Genomic DNA, 19,079 nt, shown 5'->3' with positions numbered 1-19,079 from the left:
ATCATTAAGAATTTTAAATCTCAAATAAAGCGTGTAACTTTAATATCAACGTCCCTGTTAACTAACCATCTATTGTTTTACCATTAACTCTACCATTATGTTAGAAAACTTAAATGAAATGGTACGTGAAAACGTACAGGAAAGCGTTGTAAATAATGCCGCTATTCCCAATGAAAAAAATGAAGCGGTTATTCAGGCTGCTTCGGGCTCCATTTTTGATTCCTTGAAAGATCAGCTATCATCAGGCAATATTGGTGCAATTACCGATATTTTTAACGGAAATAAGGCCGAAGGAACGCAGGTAGCCGAACAGGCATCAGGTAGTTTTATAGATAAATTAAGTGGCTTGGGCATTAATGCCGATACCGCAAAATCTTTAGCCGCGAGTATTATCCCTGGCCTGATTGCTAAGTTTACCCAGAAAACAAACGATCCGAACGATAGTTCTTTTAACCTTAAAGATGTTTTGGGTAGTTTAGGTGGCGACGATGGCAAATTTGATGTGAGCGATGTAATTGGCATGTTCAACGGCGGGAAATCGCAACAAGGTGGTCAGGCTGGTGAAGGTGGTATTATGGATAAGCTGAAAGGAATGTTTGGGTAAAATGAATTTCAGAGACTTATTTTGAAACACATCGAAATAAGTATCTTTACCAAAAAAATAAAATATGTTTAGAACGCTCTCACTCCTGGCAGCCTGTTGCTTATTTATTTCTTGTTTCTTTTTTTCTTCCTGTGAAAAAGAAGGAATGACTAAAATCGATACTTTAAGAATTATTGATACCCTAGATGTAGATAGGCCAATAAATTTAAAAGCCACCAAAGGTGTTTATGGTACTCGAATTACAGTATCCTGGACACCAATGCCACTGGCTCAGAAATATCAGTTGTACAAGTTTGATGATGCAATACAAAAGTATACTTTATTAAAGGAATTAAATGATACAACTTTTGATGATATAGCAATTAGTAAGTCATTAACTAAAAACTTTTATAAGGTTAGAACTTATAATAATCCCAAATCTTTTAGCAGGTTTAGTGATGCAGATTTTGGGTATACTTCAGCATTCAATTATTATAAAGCCTTTTCATTTGGTTCGGAAGGATCAGGGGCTACCCAGTTTAATTTTACCATGCATGTTGAAGTAGATAAAACTGGTAATATTTATGTTAGTGATGAAGGAGCAAACAGGGTTTTAAAGTTTAGCGCTACAGGCAGTTTTATTGAACAGTTTTATTCAGGTTCTGCAGCCAGGGCAATAGCATTTTTTAATAATGGGAATTATATTGCCACCAGAACACAGAGTAGCAGCTATGTTCAAATATTTAACCCCAATAAGCAATTAATTAGAGAGTGGGGGACTTATGGTTCGGGGGATACTAATTTCGGGAATATTGAATGCTTAACAATAGATGATGAACAGAACATCTGGATTGTGGATGGTGTAAATCATAGAATAAAAAAGTACGATCAAAATGGGAATCTGCTTTTGAAATTTGGAAAACAGGGCAAAGCGGATGGTGATTTTGATGCTCCATTCGGAATTGCATATTTCAAAAACAAAATTTATGTTTCTGATACAAGGAACAACCGCGTTGAGGTATTTGATAAATCAGGGAAATTCTTAAAGATCTATGGTGCTAAGGGCTACATACACGGCATAAGGGCATTTGGTGACAATTTATTTCTAGCTAATGCCGAAGGATTCATTATTAAATCAGATGAGAATGGCGATGTCCAGGAAAAAATCGGAACCGGTTTATTTCAAAATTTAGTTGATGTAACTGTTGCTCCGAATGGCGATGTTATAGCATGCGATGTGTACGCTAGAAAGATCATTATCTTTAAAAAGGGTTAATTGCATTCAACATTATTATGAGAAGCCATTCCACATCTGGAGTGGCTTTTGTGTTTCACTGCATTCCCTCTCTCCTTAAAATTGATTAGCTTAGGGCTGCTAAACTTTAAACCATTTATTTTCATGAAGAAACTATACCTGATCGGCCTTTCGTTATTTGCCTTAAATGCTGCTGCTCAAAATTCAACCTTGCGACATGCTGTCGCTAAAAAAGCCGACGCGCTTGAACAGAAGGTGATTAACTGGCGACGTGACTTTCATGAACACCCTGAACTGGGCAATACCGAAGTACGAACAGCAGGTATAATTGCTAAACATCTGGAGTCCTTAGGCATTAAAGTAACAACTGGCGTAGCCAAAACCGGCGTGGTGGGTATTTTGAAAGGAGGCAAACCCGGACCGGTTGTAGCACTACGGGCCGATATGGATGGCCTTCCTGTTACCGAACGGGTAGATGTGCCTTTTGCATCAAAAGTAAAAACTCAATATAACGGGCAAGAGGTAGGCGTAATGCATGCCTGTGGGCACGATAGTCATATGGCTATTTTAATGGGCGTTGCCGAGGTTTTGGCTGGTATGCAAAAAGATATTCAGGGAACGGTGAAATTTATATTTCAGCCTGCCGAAGAGGGGGTGCCCGAAGGAGATGAAGGCGGGGCAGCACTAATGATCAAAGAAGGTGTATTGGAAAATCCTAAAGTAGATGTGATTTTTGGTCTGCATATTAATTCTCAAACTGAAGTGGGCGATGTAACTTACCGCCCCGGCGGAACAATGGCCGCTGTAAACGATATGAAAATTACGGTTACCGGTAAGCAGGCACACGGTGCTTATCCGTGGAGCAGTATCGACCCGGTGGTAATTTCTGCGCAGATTATCAACAACCTGCAAACCATTGTAAGCCGCAATTTAAATGTAACCGAAAATCCAGGTGTAGTAACTATAGGTGCAATTAATGGTGGTGTACGTTCTAATATCATACCCGAAAAAGTAGAGATGCTGGGTACAGTGCGTAATTTCAGTAAGGAGGATGAAGCGATGTTTATTGAGCGGATTAAAACCATTGCCACTAAAACTGCTGAGGCCGGCGGAGCAACCGCTGTGGTAAAGATTCCTTACAGTAACCATTATCCGGTTACCTTTAACAACATTGCACTTACCGAAAAAATGCTGCCAAGCATGCAGTTAACCGCAGGTAAAGAGCATGTAAAGCTGAAACCACCTGTTACAGGTGCCGAAGATTTTTCTTTCTTTCAGGAAAAAATACCGGGCTTGTTTGTGTTTTTAGGAGGCATGCCTAAAGGTAACGATCCTTTAAAAGCACCTTCGCACCATACCCCCGATTTTTATCTCGATGAAAGCGGCTTTATTTTAGGGGTGAAGTTGCTGGCTAATCTAACGCTTGATTATATGGGAATGAAGAAGTAAGTCGTTCATTCGTTCAATAGTCATTAGTTCATTAGGGACTGCAAACTGCATATTGCAAACTGTATAGAGGTTAATCGGTTAACTGGTTTCAATCGTTAAACTTGTTGATTCGTTCGTCATTGTTGAATTGTTAATTGCCCAATTGTTACCTGCATATACCTAACAATTCAACAATGAAACTATATAGCAATCTTTTACTGCAAAAGAGAGATTAAAAAGTTGCTATATTTGTTTCATGACCAAAGAACAGATTCAGGATTTAAGGGACAGAGTAACGTCTCTAAGGAGGTATCTTTGACGTTGATGAGCTACTTTACGCCATTCGCGAAGAAGAAAAATTAACCATGGCGCCCGATTTCTGGGACGACCCTAAAAAAGCAGAAAAAATACTTGCAGAAATAAGTGCAAAGAAAAAGTGGACTGATGGCTTTAACCAAACCCATAATGCGGTTGAGGATGGAGCTGTGATGTTCGATTTTTTCCAATCCGGAGATGCTTCGGAAGCCGAAATGAAAGATCAATTCGAAATCAGTAAACAGGCTGTAGAAGATCTGGAACTTAAAAATATGCTGCGCAGTAAAGAAGATCAGCTTTCGGCTGTAATGCAGATTACTGCTGGTGCCGGTGGTACCGAAAGTTGCGATTGGGCTTACATGCTGATGCGGATGTACCTGATGTGGGGTGAGAAAAACGGCTATAAAATTACCGAACAGGATAGTCAGGAAGGGGAGATTGCGGGGATTAAATCCGTAACACTTCAGTTTGACGGCGATTTCTCTTATGGCTACCTAAAAGGCGAAAATGGGGTTCACCGTTTGGTGCGGATATCTCCTTTCGATTCGAACGCGCGAAGACATACTTCGTTTGCATCGGTATATGTTTATCCCCTGGTTGATGATACCATTCAGATTGACATTAACCCGGCCGATATTGAGTTTGAAACCTTTAGGGCTGGTGGTGCCGGCGGACAAAACGTAAACAAGGTTGAAACGGCAGTACGTTTGTACCACAAACCATCGGGCATTATTATTAAAAATCAGGAGTCGCGATCACAGTTGCAGAATAAAGAAAATGCCATTCGTTTGCTTAAATCGCAGTTATTCGAAATTGAAGAACGCAAGCGTAACGAAGCCATTGCTGCGGTAGAGGGATCGAAGAAAAAGATAGAGTGGGGTTCGCAGATCAGGAGTTATGTTTTAGACGACAGACGTGTGAAAGATCACCGTACCAACTATCAGACTTCCAATCCCGATGCTGTTTTAAATGGCGATATCAACGACTTTTTGAAAGCATATTTAATGGAATTTTAATTCAAGAAAATGACAAAGTTCGTCACCTTAATCATCACACTGTTCATGGCTGTTAACTATTCTGGAGCACAAGAAGTAATTCCTTTATACGCAGGCGATATTCCGGGAGCAAAAACTACACCGTCAACCTATGCCGAACATACCGAAGTACGCAGCAACGGTACGCTGAGCATTACCAAAGTATCGGTACCTACCATGACGGTTTTTGTTGCACCAAAAGAAATTGCAACCGGAACAGCTGTAATTATTTGCCCAGGTGGTGGTTATGGTGCTTTGGCTTTTAGTCACGAAGGAACCGATGTTGCCAAACGTTTTAATGCCATTGGTGTAACTGCTTTTGTATTGAAATATCGTTTGCCGAGCGATGAAATAATGATTGATAAAACCTATGGGCCGCTACAGGATGCACAACAGGCCATTTATCTGGTCAAGAAAAATGCAAAAAAGTACGGAATTAAAGCCAATAGGTTAGGGATAATGGGATTTTCGGCGGGTGGACATTTTGCTTCTACGCTGGTAGCCCATTACAACGATCTTAAAATTGCCAATCCTGAAAAATTAAACTTAAGACCTAGCTTTGCTGCCCTGATTTATCCGGTTATCAGCTTTGAGGAATCAGTACATGCAGGGACTATGAAAAACCTGTTAGGCGCTAATCCAGCTGATAGTTTAAAACATTATTTTTCGGCAAATAAGCATGTAAATAAGAATACACCTCCGGTTTTCTTTGTGCATGCAAAAGATGATAAAGCAGTACCCTATGCCAATAGTGTTCTAATGAACGAAGCATTAAAACAACATAAGGTTGATAGCGAGATCTATTTGTACGAAAACGGCGGACATGGATTTGGCCTGATCAATAAAACTTCGGATGTAGATTGGTTTAACCTGTTGAGTAACTGGATGAAGAAAGAGAAATTTTAATATCTTTGCTGATATTTTAACCTCTTAATTTAAAACACCATGCAAAAAACGGTGAAATACCTGATGGTATCTCTTGTTGCTATTCTTACTATAGCAAGTTGTAAAAAAGAAATTGACTGGAATGCCTTTCCCGATCCGAATGGAGGAAATGGTTGTAAACTGGCCAGCTTAAAAACCGACCTTGGTGTATTGGGCGAGTTTACAATCAGCTATAAATATGATGCTTCAGGTAAATTAATCAGTGCAACCAGTGATGGTGAAACCATGGTTTATACCTATTCTACTACAAAAATTACCGGCACGCTCGAAAGTGGCGAGAAAACAGAACTCACTCTGGCAAACGGGAAAGCTGTTTCCAGCTATATGTCCGATTTTTTTCCTGGTGTAAGCGCCACGAGAAACTACACTTATAATGCAGATGGTTATTTAACAGTTGTTAAAAGCTATTTAGGAAATAGCCTGAATTCTACTGCCGAACTTAGCTACACAGGTGGTAATTTGGCACAAACAAAAGTAACCTATGCCGAGGATGGAAGTGTGGAAACAAGCACTTATGAATATTCGGGTGAAGTTGCGGTAAATGCTTACGAGATGGCTGATCCGCTTTCGACTATTGTAGATTATTTACCTGGTAATTACTTTGGGAAAGCATCCAAAAATGTACTTAAGAAATCGGTTACAAGTTCAACTAATTCTGTTCTTGTGGATGTTCAGGAATATACATATGCTTTTGATGCTAAGGGGAATGCAACATCAATTGTTATCAAAACTCAAACAAAAATGGGCGGAAGCACAACAGATGAGTCTACAGCATCCTTTAGTTTAACTTATAACTGTAAATAAATTTTACACAATTGTTGAGAGCCCTGATCATCATTTATGTTCAGGCTTTTGTTTTATACAAGCTATGCAACCTGGCGTAGCTGATAATGGTTTAAAGAACATGGTTATCCGGTTTTATTGGCGAAATCGGGTAAAAACGCTCATTTTACCACTCTATTTTTACTATTTAGTCCCTCATTTTTTAGTAGTAGTCTGTATAGATTTGCTTACAAGCGCGTCGGTATTAGGCCTGATGTGCTGCAATGATCTAACCAAATTACAGGATTAAAGTACAAGCGAATTTATAGTTTTAGGCTATTAATCTTGCTGTATTTCAGGTTTTTATCTGGTTAAGGTCAGGAGTGAAGTCTTTACAATTAACCAAATATTTACCTAATTCAAAAAAAATGAGAAAAGAAACAATGAAATGGTGCCTGCTATTGGTATGCCTGTTTACCGCGCTTTTATCTTGTAAAAAAGAGAAGGCAGAAGTTCAATCAGAAAAAGCTCAGGTAAAAGCCTGGGAAACATTAATTGATGGCAACTCTTTTGCCAGCTATGCTAATTTTGAGGCAAAATGGAATTATAACTATCCATGGGGTACCGATCATAACGGTTCGGCGCGTATGGTGGGCAGTACTTCAAACCATAATCAGATTTCGTTAAGCGGTGGAGTACTTACCATAAAAGCTACCCGTTTAGCCACTTCGCCTGGAAACAGCACGGCCAATGGCTTTACCAATGTAGCTATCTGGTACAATTCGGGTGCCTGCCACGCCAAACAACAGGTCGTAATTAACGATCAGTTTCCGAGTTATACCATATCAGGCGATTTTGCAGTACCAACCGTAAAAGGTACCTGGCCGGCTTTTTGGATTACAGGCGTAAACTCATGGCCCCCTGAAAGCGATATTATGGAGTTTAAAGGGAGTAACACCAACTGGCAAAATACCTACGACGGTGGTTGGGAAAACAAACTTACAGCGGTTTCTAATGCTGGCTCGTACCACAATTACAAATGTTGGTACAACAAAGTGAGCGCTAATGATGTAGATTGCCATTATTATATTGATAATGTTTGGGTAGCCAAACATACCATGAGCAATTCGGTAAATAAACCCATGTGGTTAATTATCAACATGCAAATGGAGGGCGATAGTGGCTCACCAGGTCCGGGTGGCAATACCTTATACACCGGAAAAAATATTTACCTGGGTAGGGAACGTGCCTTTTAGAAACTGTTTAAATTTCTGCGAAATATCAAATGGGCCGTGGAGATGCCGCCCAATGCGCCGCTACAGGTGAGTGTCCTCACGCACCTGATAGACTAGTGAATTTTTAAACAGTTTATTAACATATTGAACAAAAATTATTTACGGAGGAAGCTTTTTAGTTTCCTCCTTTGTTGCATATAATCGAAATGAAAAACGGATTAATTATTTTTTGGTTTTTACTGTCTGGTATTTTATTGCTACAGTGTAAAAAGGATGAGGTGGTTCAGCCAGGAAATGGGGTTGTTTTGCTGGTTGATAAAATTAACTTATTGAGGCAAAGTGGATGTAATTGTGGAGTAGAATACATGCCTCCTGTTCCTAAACTGGCTATCAATAACCAATTGCAAAATGCTGCAGTAGCACATGCAAAAGATATGGCGCAGAAAAACTATTTTGATCACCTGTCGCCTGAAGGTGGTACTCCCGAAGAGCGTGTTGTAAATGCCGGTTATTCGGGTGAATTTAGGTCAGAAAACCTGGCCAAAGGTTATAGCAGGGCAGATGAAGTGGTAGCCGCATGGAAAAACAGCGTAAGCCATTGCAAAGCCATGATGGATGCTAAAAGTAAGGAAGCGGGTGCAGGTACAGCACAAAATTACTGGGTGGTAACTTTTGGTGTTTCGCACTAGTGAATTAATGTTGAAGGAATAAGTGATTGAATTTTGAATAATTAGACTTTTGATTCGGAACTCAACATTTAACCATTCAAAATTTGAGATTTAAATCCCTTTTATCGTTTTATCAATTACATCCAGCAAACCATTGCTATAAGCATCATCTGTAAGCTCCCAGAACATAATGCCGTTCAACTTTTTATCGATAACATATCTGGTTTTTAAATCAATTGATTTGGGATCATCGAAAGTAACCAGGTGTAGTTTTTTGGGGTTGTAGTAATATGGCGATTTGGCTACCTCATCCCAATAATAAGTATAGCCATCAGCTTCGGTAAAGGTGGTTTTAAAGTTCTTAAAAGAAACACCGCGGATAAATTTGGTGGGTTGGTAAAGGCCCTGGTTAGCATCGGTGGTATTTTCGAAAATACGGGCATAAAATGCAGCACCAAGCGCTATTTTATGTGCAGGTACACCCAAACCAATTAACGATTTTACGGCATAGTCGGCCGATAGCTGTTGTTTATCTGTAGAGTATAAAGGCGTATGATGGCCGCTTACCGTAGCATAACCGCTTACCAGATCGTAACTCATTACATTAACCCGGTTTACCAGCGGCATTACTTTATCCCATTCAAAACAAGAATCGATACAGTTTTGAGTACCTCCGGCGGCAAAACTAATTTCGGCTTTTTTGCCGAGCTTGTTCCTTAATTCCTTAATCAACAAAGTAAAGTTATGTTTGTCTTCAGGCGTGTACCTGTGTCCGGGGTAACCTAAAACTGCAGGGTATTCCCAATCGATATCTATACCGTCGGCCTTAAAAAAATCTAAAAGTGCTTTGGTAGTTTTGGCAAATGTTTTCCGGCCTTCGTTTCTGCTGAATACTTCCGAACAGTCTTTGCAGGCACTCCAGCCACCCATGGCTATCATTATTTTTAAATCGGGATTACGTTTTTTCAGCTCGACCATTTTCGCAATCAAAGCCGAATCTTTGGCCGATCTGATGTTTAAACTATCCCCTCTTAAATGCCCGAAGCTGTAAATCAGGTGACTTATTTTCTCAATCGGAAAACTGTCAATAACCGATCCTCCCTGACCAGTGTAGTAAGCAATAACGTTGGGTTTAACTGTTTTTTGCGCTTTTAGGCTGCCGGTGAAAAAAAATAATGCCATTAACAGGCAAATTTTGGATAGGTTACAGATCTTTTTGTACACAGGCTAAGGGATTTAAAGGCTATTTTTCTGCTAAGATATTTTGTAATTCATTTAATTCGGCAACCTTTTCTGTTGCCCCTGCATTTTCGTAAGCCGAAATCAGGTTTCTGATTACCCGACGGATGATGTCGGTATTACTGCAAGGTTTGTAATACTCGGGCAAAGCTTCGAGGTTAAGCTGACGTAAAAACTGATCTACATCGTGTTTGCCAAAAATATTGCCCCGGTTAAAGGCATTGATATAGAAAAGCACACCATATTCGGTACCTTCCTGCTTGCTATCGTCTATATAGCCTAAAATAAAATGCTGCGGCAAATTAATACCGTACACTGGCAAATCTAACTTTTGGGCCAGGGTCGAATAAATGATCGCCAAAGAAATCTGGTTGCCTTTTTTGCTTTCCAGTACCTGATTGAGGTAAGAGTTTTGTGGATCGTGATGGTTCTTGGTGTTACCCCCAAAACCGTATTGCTGGTATAAAACGTGGTTAATCAGTTTTACTTTCTCAACCGAGCTCATTTCATATTGCAGGCCCAGCCAAATATCCCTTTTTATGTCTTCGATCTGGTTAATTACCTTTTGCTCATCCAAATCGGGGTATTGGTAGCGGTTAATAATCAGCGCGCCCTGCAATAAATCGAAGGCACCACTTAAATACCAAAGGTTTAAATCTTCTTTAACGGTTTTAAACTGAATTTGATGAACAATATTTTCGATGCGTTCCTGCATCAGGCCATCGAACGATTGTTCCCAGGCATTTTCTAAAAAATGGATTACCTCACCACCATATTCCAGCAGTTTTTTCTCTACATGGTGGTACACTTCCTCGTCAGGATCATCCAGCAATTTTACTAAAGCACTTATCTCTGCGATATTTTCCATAAAACATACATACGTTTGCGGCGTTTAATTACTTTTGCAATATTATGCTATTTCAATTTATTACAGATTTCCTTAAACACCGTTTAACAGCAAAGAGCCGACACGGAACGCATTCGCCATTTGTGTATAAGCTCGCTGATGAGGTAATTTACGATTTTACCGACAAATCTGAATACAAAAACATAGAAGAACAGCGAAAAAAACTTTTTAATGACGATTCCATAATCACGGTTACAGACCTCGGTGCGGGCTCTCACCTGAATAAAAACCGTACAAAAAAGGTAAGCCAGATTGCCAGAAATGCATTAAAAAGTCCGCGTTTAGCCAAGCTTATTTATCGCCTGGCCAAAAATACCAATCCTAAAAGTGCGATAGAACTGGGTACATGTCTGGGCATTACCACAGCATACCTGGCCAAAACAAATGCCAACGCTGAGATTATTACCATTGAGGGCTGTCCGCAAACTGCCGAAGTAGCCAGGAAGAACTTTGATGCGCTCGATTTAAATAATATTGAACTGCATGTGGGGAATTTCGATGAAATTTTACCCGATATTATTGCGCACCAACCCAGCCTGGATTTTGTTTATATTGATGGTAACCACCGTAAAGATGCTACCTTGAACTACTTCCAATGGTGCCTGCCAAAAGTTAATGAAGATTCGCTCCTGATTTTTGACGATATTTACTGGAGCGAAGGAATGAAAGAAGCCTGGACAGAAATTAAAAACCACCCCGATGTTACCGTAACCATCGATTTGTTTTGGATCGGATTGGTTTATTTTAAGAAAGGGCAGGCTAAAGAACATTTTAAACTTAAGTTTTAGATTTATGCAGGCAGAACCGAAATTAGCAGGTATTCAAAAACGATCGGCATTATTTATTTTGCTGCTCAGCCTCTTTTCGGGAATCGCTGCTTACCTGCTTTCGCTTCTCTGCAAAATGGATGCCCTCACGCACATTATGTTCGGGTGGGATATTTTTTGCCTGGTTCTTATCGTCCTCCACTGGTACATGTTTTTTCATACTTCCGCTGCCGAAACCCATTTAAAAGCAAAAATGCAGGATGAAACCCGCGGCGAAATTTTTGCGATTGTAGTGGTTTCTACCTTTGCCGGTTTGCTGGCGGTAATTTTATTGCTCATTAACAAAGATATTGAACCCCTGGATTTAGTAATTGCGATACTGGGGATGTTTTTATCGTGGTTTTTGGTACATACTACCTTTACCATGCGCTATGCCCATTTGTATTATGTCGATAAAAAGAAGCAACAAAAATCGGATAAAGTTGGCTCTGGCCTCGATTTTCCGGGCGATGATGAGCCTGATTTTATCGATTTTGCCTATTTTTCTTTTGTTTTGGGCATGACTTTTCAGGTTTCGGATGTCGAGATTTCTAACCGTACCATCAGAAGATTGTCGCTGCTACACAGTTTAATCGCCTTTATTTTCAATACCGTAATTGTGGCACTTACCATTAATGCGGTTGCCGGTTTAAGCAAATAAGAAATAACTTCATCTCAACCGGAGTGCAACAAAGCAGGGCTTAAGCCATCATTTCTTTTCGACCACCTAAGACACCTTAGCGCATCTAAGTAGGTTGTTATTTTTCTCTTCTGTCATCCTGAACGTAGTGAAGGATCTCTAAATTGTGTAATTACATTTTATTTGTTTGATAATCAATCGTTTGTTTATTTTAAACTGATGTTTCAGTCGTATAACTTATTTTTAAGTTGTAAAACTGAAAAATAAGTTATAGATTTGGTTATGGAAGAATTAACCAAAGCAGAAGAGCGTATTATGCAGGTTTTATGGAAACTGCAGAAAGCATTTGTAAAAGATATTATTGACGAGCTGGATGATGAGCCTAAGCCGCCATACAATACCATTTCGTCGATTGTGCGTTTGCTGGAAAAGAAGGGCTACGTAAACTACAAGGCCTATGGTAAAACTTACGAATACTTTCCTGCTATAACAAAAGATCAGTACACCAAAACTACCTTCTCGAAACTGTTTTCAGGGTATTTCGATAACTCTCCGGCCAGCCTTTTATCATTCATGGTAAAAGAAGAAAAGCTAAGTGAAAAAGATATAGAAGAAATCAAACAGTTAATTAACCAAAACGACCGGTCATGATTTTAATTTACCTCCTTAAAGTTTCGGCATGTACAGCATTGTTTTTTGCTGTTTATCATTTCTTGCTGGCCAGGCTTACGTTTTTTAACCTCAATCGGGTTTATCTGTTATTGATGCTCGTATTGAGTTTTAGCATTCCTGTGCTAACGATAGAAAGCCAGCGCGAAGTGCTGAGGAACAATCAGGAGGTTCCAACTAAAATCGGATATACGAATGATGGTTTTACAGAGCAGGATACCGAAGCTGAAGGGGCTATTACCAGCACAACGATTAGCTGGAATGAGGTGCTAACTTATGTTTACTGTTCCATTCTTGCCTTTTTTATTTTAAGGATGTTTTTTATGATGGTGCGGATCCGGTTTCAGTTGCGCAAACATGTTACCAATAGAAACGGAGCCATTCTTTTAGTTGATCGCCATTCTGACATTAAAAACTGCTCTTTTTTTAACCAGATTATTGTCGATTCATCATTGCCATTTGAAGAAAAAGAATTGGTTATTAAACACGAATCGGTACATGTAAAGCAGTTACATATTTTAGATAAGCTTTTGGCTAATGTGGTAACAGCTGTCCTGTGGTTTAACCCTGTTGTTTATTTCTGGCGCAATGCCATTGACCATAACCACGAATTTCTGGCCGATAGGGAAACATCGCGTGTAGCCGATAAAAAAGTGTATGCCTCGCTGCTTTTAAATCTGGCAATGCCTTGTCAAAACCTGGCTGTTAACAGTTTCAGTAAGTTACCCTTAAAAAATAGAATTATGATGTTGTACAAAGAACCAAATGCAAAGCTGAAAAGGCTGGCTTATTTAGCCGTTGCGCCTGTATTGTTGATCTGCTGCATGGCATTTATCAACCGCAAAGAAATTATTGTCGAAAAAACATTGGCTACGAATCAGGCTTCTGCCGATGCGCCCAAAAAACCCAATGTTTACGCGCTGAATTATTTAAAGAGTAGTATAGTCGTTAATCCGAAAGCACGTCCTGCTTTTATTGAAGTAGAACCTGTATTGGTAATTGATGCCGGGCATGGTGGTAAAGATGCTGCCGCCACAGCTTTAAACGGGCAAAGAGAAAAAGACCTGAATTTACGCGTGGTTAAAATCTTAAAAGAAGAAGCCTCACGAAGGGGGATAAAAGTATTGCTCACCAGAGATAAGGATGAATATCTTGCTCTTCACGATCGCTTGCCTCAACAGCCTGTAACAGCGTTTATATCTGTTCACCATAGTGCTGGCGTAAAAACTGGCGGGCAGGTTCCGTTTAATGGTGTGGAGGTGTATGTTTCTAAATTGAACAAAAATATTAAGGTTGCAGAAGAATTTGGCGCAGGTATTTTAGGTAAGCTGAATAAACTGGAAGGTTTGCCGGTTAGGGGAGCTTTAAAAGAAGCCAATCTCTATTTGCTGCGCGAATCGAAAGCGCCTGCGGTGGTGATCGAAATGGGGAATATAGCCGATGCGAAAAGCCTCGAATATATCAGTCAGGAAAATAATATCCGCAGGATGAGTAACCTGATCCTCGATGGATTTGTAGATTTTTCACAACGTGGCTGCTAAATCAGGGTTATGGAATGGTTAACCTATCTGCTTAAAGTTACTGCCTGCACGGTATTATTCTTTGGGTTTTATGTGGTTGTTTTAAGAAAGCTCACTTTCTTTAAAATTAACCGTTTTTACCTGCTGGCTACTTTATTGCTCAGTTTTGTTATTCCGGCTTTGCAATTTGAAGTTAAGCGCGAAATAACCGTGGTAGAAACAGAAATCCCGGCCAACGTACCCGAATTAAAACCGGTAAGTCTTGCTCCTGCTCAGCTTATCCAGCCGGTAATGCTGGAGTACGATCAAAAAGCGGAGGCTAATATGGATTGGTCGATGCTGATATCTTACGCTTATGCAGGCATAGCTTCGCTTTTATTGTTAAGCTGTTTATGGCGATTATTTAGCTTATTGAGGCATACCAAAGGTTCAGTTAAAAACAAGGAAGGCTTAAAGCTGGTACCCAAAACAAAGGGCTTTACCAATTGCTCTTTTTTTAGCTATGTTTTTATCGATGCTGATCAATTGAGTGATGTTGATTTCGCGGTTTTGCTTAAACACGAACAGGTGCACGCCAGGCAATACCATTCTGTAGATAAAATTATCCTGATGGTTTTCAAATCTCTTTTATGGTTTAATCCTATTGTTTACCTCTATGATAAAGCTTTAGAGCAGGTACACGAGTATGAAGCCGATGAAATTACCTCAGCCGATTTTGGAAACCAGGCCTATGCCAGTTTATTACTGAAACTGGCAGTAAGCAAAAGTGATATCCCGCTGATCCACAATTTTGTAAAAAGCCCGGTTAAAGATCGGATTAAAATGTTGTTTAATCAAAAAACCGCAAGTATGAAGAAGTTAAGCTATTTGTTAGCACTGCCAGTTGGACTGCTGTTAATTTGGGGTTTTACCATTAAAGTAACCCCTGTTTTCCTGGAAGAAAAGATGCAGGAAAAGACATTCACCTTGGTTATTGATGCCACTCACGGCGGAGCAGACCAGGGCGCAATAGTTGGAGACAAAAAAGAGAAAGAATTAACGCTGGCCATTGCTAAGGAAATTAAAATAGCAGCAGAAGCCAAAGGCTTAAAAGTAATACTTACCCATACGGCCAATCAAAATCCAAATATAGAGGAAAGGGCTGCTGTAAATGGTGATTTTTTGATTTCCTTACAATTAGGTGCGGATAGGGATACTGCTAAAAATGGATTGAAATTCCTCACTTCCGGTACTTATGAAAGAGATTTTAAATTGCCCAAGGCTAATTCCATGACCTACTATATTTATAAAAGTATTAAAAACATTGAGGGAATAAACGTAAGTAATAAGCCACAATCGACAAAAAATGTACTAATAGACGGCAGTGTTAAACCAGGTATTGTTATTGTGTTGGGGTATTTAACCAATAAATCTGATTTTAATTTTATTACGGATAATGGTAAACAGACTTTACTTGCCGGTAAGATTGTTGAAGGCATTATGCAGTATAAAAAATATACACCTTCAGACGAGGTACGTGCAGTGCGACAAAAAGAAGCCGATTCGTTTGGGAGAAGATATGAGGCATGGTTAAAGTCAGAAAAGTATAGCACATTAAAAATAAAAGCAGCTAAAATAGGAAAACGAACCATCTCGGGTAAGATAGAGAGCCTACACAGCTTTGGGATGGTTAACCCGCGGGTTGATGGTTTTATCCTTAATGCCAAGGGAACCAAATACCGGGTATATATTAACCCTGCAATTATGAAAAGAACAGCTTATAAAGCAGGAGATGATTTTGTTGCAAAAATAAATAAAGCTGAAGTTTGGTTTGATTCGGATTATCTTGTTTTACAGCCTGATGTTAAGACCTTAGAAATCAAAACCGACGGAGCAACGCTGAATAAAGCAGTAGTCCCCAGAATTATTTCCTTTTCTAAAATTACAGGCAATGCAAAGCAGAAAGTTTCCATCATGGAGAATGCGGAAATTGATATCAACAATAACAAGTTAAAAGCTAAATATGTTGAACTGGATGAAATAAACGGTACAATGGTAGCAAAAAATGCTTCTTTTACAAATTCAAAGGATAATTACCGGTTGGAATCTAATCTCATTACTTTTAATCTAAAAAAAGGTGGCTTTAGTTTCGATAGTGGTAATGGAGAAATGAAGACTTTCAATGATCTTGATGAATTGATCAGTTCGATTTCCGGGAAGGATTATAATGATGATGTAAAAGTACATTATAGTGCGCAAGACTCTGTTAAGATGAGTCGCGATAAATCTGTTGTATCCTTATTCGGAAATGCTAAAATGATATATAAGGACGTTGTTTTATCGGGGGATAAAATTGTTTACAACAAGCATAACAATTCGGTAATGGTGCATAAGGCAACTATGTCGGGTGAAAATATGGTTATTAAAGCTGATAGTTTATTTTTCAATTTAACAACAGCAAAGACCAGATTGTATGGCGCTGGTTCTAAACACTAGATGTTGAGATTTCTTTTCTTTTTGTTTGCACTATGTTCTGTTTTACCCTCCCGCGCTCAGTTTAGTATTTCAGGCAAAGTGGCAGGTCAGGATTTTAAAGCTTTGCCTTTTATTACCGTTAAAATTTTCGGACCTCAAAACCGGATAAACTATACGCAGACAGATAGTTTGGGTATTTACCATTTTAGAAAACTGAATAGCGGTCAGTATTCGGTTAGTTTTTCGGCGATTAATTTTGAAACTGTCAACAGGAATTTAAATTTATCGGCCGATACCGCTATTAATATACAGCTTTTTGCCGCTGAGGAAACACTTGCCGAAATTCGGGTTGCAGCAAAGCAGGTATTATTAGAAAGGAAGGCCGATAGGATAGTTTTCAATGCCGAACATAGCATTGCTGCTGTTGGAAGCGATGCACTCGAGCTGCTATCAAAAGTTCCTGGAGTAAGGGTACTAAATGATAAGGTTTCGCTGGTAGGAAAGGGGGGCGTAAGTGTGCTGATCGATGATAAGCTGATACAACTATCAGGCGATGATTTATCAAACTATTTAAAATCAATTTCTTCAGATAATATTGCCAAAATCGAAATTATTACCAATCCGCCGGCTAAGTACGATGCACAGGGAAATAACGGACTGATTAATATTGTATTGAAAAAAGTTAATGCTGAGGGTTTTAAGGGCGCGTTAAATGGATCGCTTACCAAAGCTGCTTATTTCACCGGAGCTGTTGGGGGAAATCTCGGCTTTCGGAAAAACCGTATTGCGGTAAATACAAACGTTAACCTCAGAAAAGGATCTATTGTGCCCTTTGAGCAGAGCAATGTTTTTTATCCGGCGCAAACCTGGAACATTGTGAATAAAGACCGGAATTTTAGAACAGTACCCAGCGGATCAATTGCCCTGGATTATCAGTTTGCTAAAAAAGCCTGGCTGGGCGCATCCTATAGCGGAGGTTTGACCAATTTCCATTCAGAAGAAAATATTAAGACCAATATTTATAACCAAACAGTCAATTTAGATTCGGTTTTGAACTCGGATGCCAATGCCCAAATCAGGTCGCATTACCACTCGGCCAACCTATACTTCAAACAGGTTTTGGATTCGACGGGGAAGCAGCTCATCATTAATGCCGATTGGTTTAAGTACGGTGATGATAAGGACAGGTTTTTTAACAATACCAGCTTTTTTCGGGATGGTGAGCTTATTCCAAATTCATTTGCCGAATATTTGTCGGGCAGTAAGCAGGGTATTAATTTATATACCTTAACTGCTGATGCAGATTTACCTTATAAAACCTTTAAATTAGCACTAGGGGCAAAACTCAGCTTTATAGAAAATCAGAGCGATCTGACTTTCTATAAAATACGTAATGGAGCCTATCAAATTGATGAGGCTCAAAGCAACCGCTTCAACTACCGCGAAAACACGCAGGCTATATATGTTAATTTCAATAAAAGCATCAACACATGGGATTTTCAGGCTGGTTTGAGGGGAGAGTATACCAATATTGAAGGGGTTTCGGTTAATGAGCAAAACGAGAATAGTTATTTCAGGCTTTTCCCAACGCTTTATATTACTTACCGGGCAAACGATAAAAACACGTTTTCGATTAATTACGGCCGCCGCATTAACCGGCCTGCTTACCGGAAATTAAACCCTTTCCGCTGGTACAGTAATCAGTATGCTTATGCGCAAGGTAATCCATTTCTGCAGCCATCTTATAACGATAACATCGAGCTTTCCTATACGCATCATCGGTACAGCACTTCGTTGTCTTTCAGCAAAACCTCAAATGGGTTTAATGATGTTAACTTTATTGATGCCTCCACGAACATCCAGGCTTCCAAACCGGTTAATTTTATAACAGGCTATCATTACCAATTGAGTAATGCTGTTACCCTTAATGTGGTGAAGAGCTGGGAAAGTATCAATCAGTTAGATGTTTTTTACAATACATCTCATTCCAGCATTGTACAAACCTTAAATAACCTGAACGGATTTGGGGCTTATTTCTCAACCCTTAACCAGTTTGTTTTTAACAAATCGAAAACCATTTTGGGTGAGCTAAGTTTCTGGTACCAGTTTCCAACAATCGATGGGCTGAATAAAAATAAGAGCCAATATAATCTTGATCTGGGCATTAAAACTTTATTGCTTAATAAAAAGATACAGTTGGGCATTACCGCCAGCGATGTTTTAAAAACAAACCGTTACCGTTTTAGCAGCCTCGTTAACAACATCAGTCAGGAATACAATAACTATTACGATAGCCGCCAGTTGCGCATTACTTTCCGTTATAATTTTGGTAACGAAAAAATTAAGCAACAGGATAGAAAAATGGGGAATGAGGAGGAAAGGAGAAGGAATAATTAAGGAAGATGTAACATGTAAGAGGTGAGATGGAAGATGTACGATGTGAGATTGGGGAGGTGAATTCAGTGTTTTCTGTGCCTCCTATGTTTGTTGTGAAATTTAAAAATAATAAATTTAACATATTTAAGTGAAAAAGAGTGAGAGTTGATTTGTGCCCAAACAACTTCTTATAGTATGTTCTCACGGAGATATTGCCTCACTCTTTTTTGCCTTTTAGAATCT

General features: G+C 39.3%; 16 protein-coding genes. 14 read left to right on the top strand and 2 right to left on the bottom strand.

Annotated elements, in window-relative coordinates; translation table 11 throughout:
• Window positions 1-97: 97 nt before the first annotated feature.
• The 8 genes from HWV58_RS14860 (at window position 98) to HWV58_RS14825 (ending at window position 8,246) form a co-directional block, all read left to right on the top strand.
• Window positions 98-604 carry a hypothetical protein gene (locus HWV58_RS14860; RefSeq protein ID WP_175634858.1) on the top strand — a complete coding sequence of 169 codons (507 nt, stop codon included), beginning with the start codon at window positions 98-100 and terminating at the stop codon, window positions 602-604.
• Between the two features lie 64 nt (window positions 605-668).
• Window positions 669-1,859, top strand: a complete 1,191-nt coding sequence (locus HWV58_RS14855) for an NHL repeat-containing protein (protein WP_175634857.1) — start codon at window positions 669-671, stop codon at window positions 1,857-1,859.
• Between the two features lie 123 nt (window positions 1,860-1,982).
• A complete protein-coding gene (locus tag HWV58_RS14850) occupies window positions 1,983-3,287 on the top strand; it encodes an amidohydrolase (RefSeq protein ID WP_175634856.1) in 1,305 nt (434 codons plus the stop codon).
• 235 nt (window positions 3,288-3,522) lie between these two features.
• Window positions 3,523-4,597, top strand: a protein-coding gene (gene prfB / locus HWV58_RS14845; RefSeq protein ID WP_124560552.1) for a peptide chain release factor 2 whose coding sequence is annotated in 2 segments (ribosomal slippage) — window positions 3,523-3,582 and window positions 3,584-4,597 — 1,074 coding nt in all. Because the reading frame shifts where the segments join, the coding sequence is not laid out codon by codon here.
• A gap of 9 nt (window positions 4,598-4,606) precedes the next feature.
• Window positions 4,607-5,521: an alpha/beta hydrolase gene (locus HWV58_RS14840; RefSeq protein WP_175634855.1), complete on the top strand. Its 915-nt coding sequence runs from the start codon at window positions 4,607-4,609 to the stop codon at window positions 5,519-5,521.
• Window positions 5,522-5,560: 39 nt separating this feature from the next.
• Complete coding sequence (locus tag HWV58_RS14835) at window positions 5,561-6,364, top strand: DUF4595 domain-containing protein (RefSeq protein ID WP_175634854.1); 804 nt, start codon at window positions 5,561-5,563, stop codon at window positions 6,362-6,364.
• A 386-nt stretch (window positions 6,365-6,750) separates the two neighbouring features.
• Window positions 6,751-7,578 (top strand): glycoside hydrolase family 16 protein, encoded by an 828-nt coding sequence (locus HWV58_RS14830; protein WP_175634853.1) that lies wholly within the window; start codon window positions 6,751-6,753, stop codon window positions 7,576-7,578.
• A gap of 185 nt (window positions 7,579-7,763) precedes the next feature.
• Window positions 7,764-8,246 (top strand): CAP domain-containing protein, encoded by a 483-nt coding sequence (locus HWV58_RS14825; protein ID WP_175634852.1) that lies wholly within the window; start codon window positions 7,764-7,766, stop codon window positions 8,244-8,246.
• Window positions 8,247-8,336: 90 nt separating this feature from the next.
• Here HWV58_RS14825 and HWV58_RS14820 read toward each other — a convergent pair whose 3' ends face one another.
• A complete protein-coding gene (locus HWV58_RS14820; protein WP_175634851.1) occupies window positions 8,337-9,407 on the bottom strand; it encodes a glycoside hydrolase family 18 protein in 1,071 nt (356 codons plus the stop codon).
• Between the two features lie 61 nt (window positions 9,408-9,468).
• The gene (locus HWV58_RS14815) at window positions 9,469-10,332 is read right to left on the bottom strand and encodes a transglutaminase-like domain-containing protein (protein WP_175634850.1); all 864 of its coding nucleotides are present in this window, start codon (window positions 10,330-10,332) and stop codon (window positions 9,469-9,471) included.
• A gap of 44 nt (window positions 10,333-10,376) precedes the next feature.
• Here HWV58_RS14815 and HWV58_RS14810 point away from each other — a divergent pair, with 44 nt between their 5' ends.
• The 6 genes from HWV58_RS14810 (at window position 10,377) to HWV58_RS14785 (ending at window position 18,857) form a co-directional block, all read left to right on the top strand.
• Window positions 10,377-11,159 (top strand): O-methyltransferase, encoded by a 783-nt coding sequence (locus HWV58_RS14810; RefSeq protein ID WP_175634849.1) that lies wholly within the window; start codon window positions 10,377-10,379, stop codon window positions 11,157-11,159.
• 4 nt (window positions 11,160-11,163) lie between these two features.
• Complete coding sequence (locus HWV58_RS14805) at window positions 11,164-11,838, top strand: DUF1345 domain-containing protein (protein WP_175634848.1); 675 nt, start codon at window positions 11,164-11,166, stop codon at window positions 11,836-11,838.
• Window positions 11,839-12,099: 261 nt separating this feature from the next.
• Window positions 12,100-12,468: a BlaI/MecI/CopY family transcriptional regulator gene (locus tag HWV58_RS14800; RefSeq protein WP_175634847.1), complete on the top strand. Its 369-nt coding sequence runs from the start codon at window positions 12,100-12,102 to the stop codon at window positions 12,466-12,468.
• Window positions 12,465-14,027 carry a M56/M15 family metallopeptidase gene (locus tag HWV58_RS14795; RefSeq protein WP_175634846.1) on the top strand — a complete coding sequence of 521 codons (1,563 nt, stop codon included), beginning with the start codon at window positions 12,465-12,467 and terminating at the stop codon, window positions 14,025-14,027. Before HWV58_RS14800 ends, HWV58_RS14795 begins: the two co-directional genes overlap by 4 nt.
• A gap of 9 nt (window positions 14,028-14,036) precedes the next feature.
• On the top strand, window positions 14,037-16,481 hold the full coding sequence (locus HWV58_RS14790) for an N-acetylmuramoyl-L-alanine amidase (RefSeq protein ID WP_175634845.1): 2,445 nt from the start codon (window positions 14,037-14,039) through the stop codon (window positions 16,479-16,481).
• Entirely contained in the window at window positions 16,482-18,857 is a 2,376-nt protein-coding gene (locus tag HWV58_RS14785; RefSeq protein WP_175634844.1) for an outer membrane beta-barrel family protein, read from the top strand. It abuts the gene before it with no gap.
• Window positions 18,858-19,079: the final 222 nt, after the last annotated feature.

The sequence above is a fragment of the Pedobacter ghigonis genome (assembly GCF_903166585.1).
Classification (GTDB): Bacteria; Bacteroidota; Bacteroidia; order Sphingobacteriales; family Sphingobacteriaceae; genus Pedobacter; species Pedobacter ghigonis.
The sequence above is the reverse complement of the archived record's forward strand: the minus strand, read 5'-3'. Positions and strand labels throughout refer to the sequence as shown.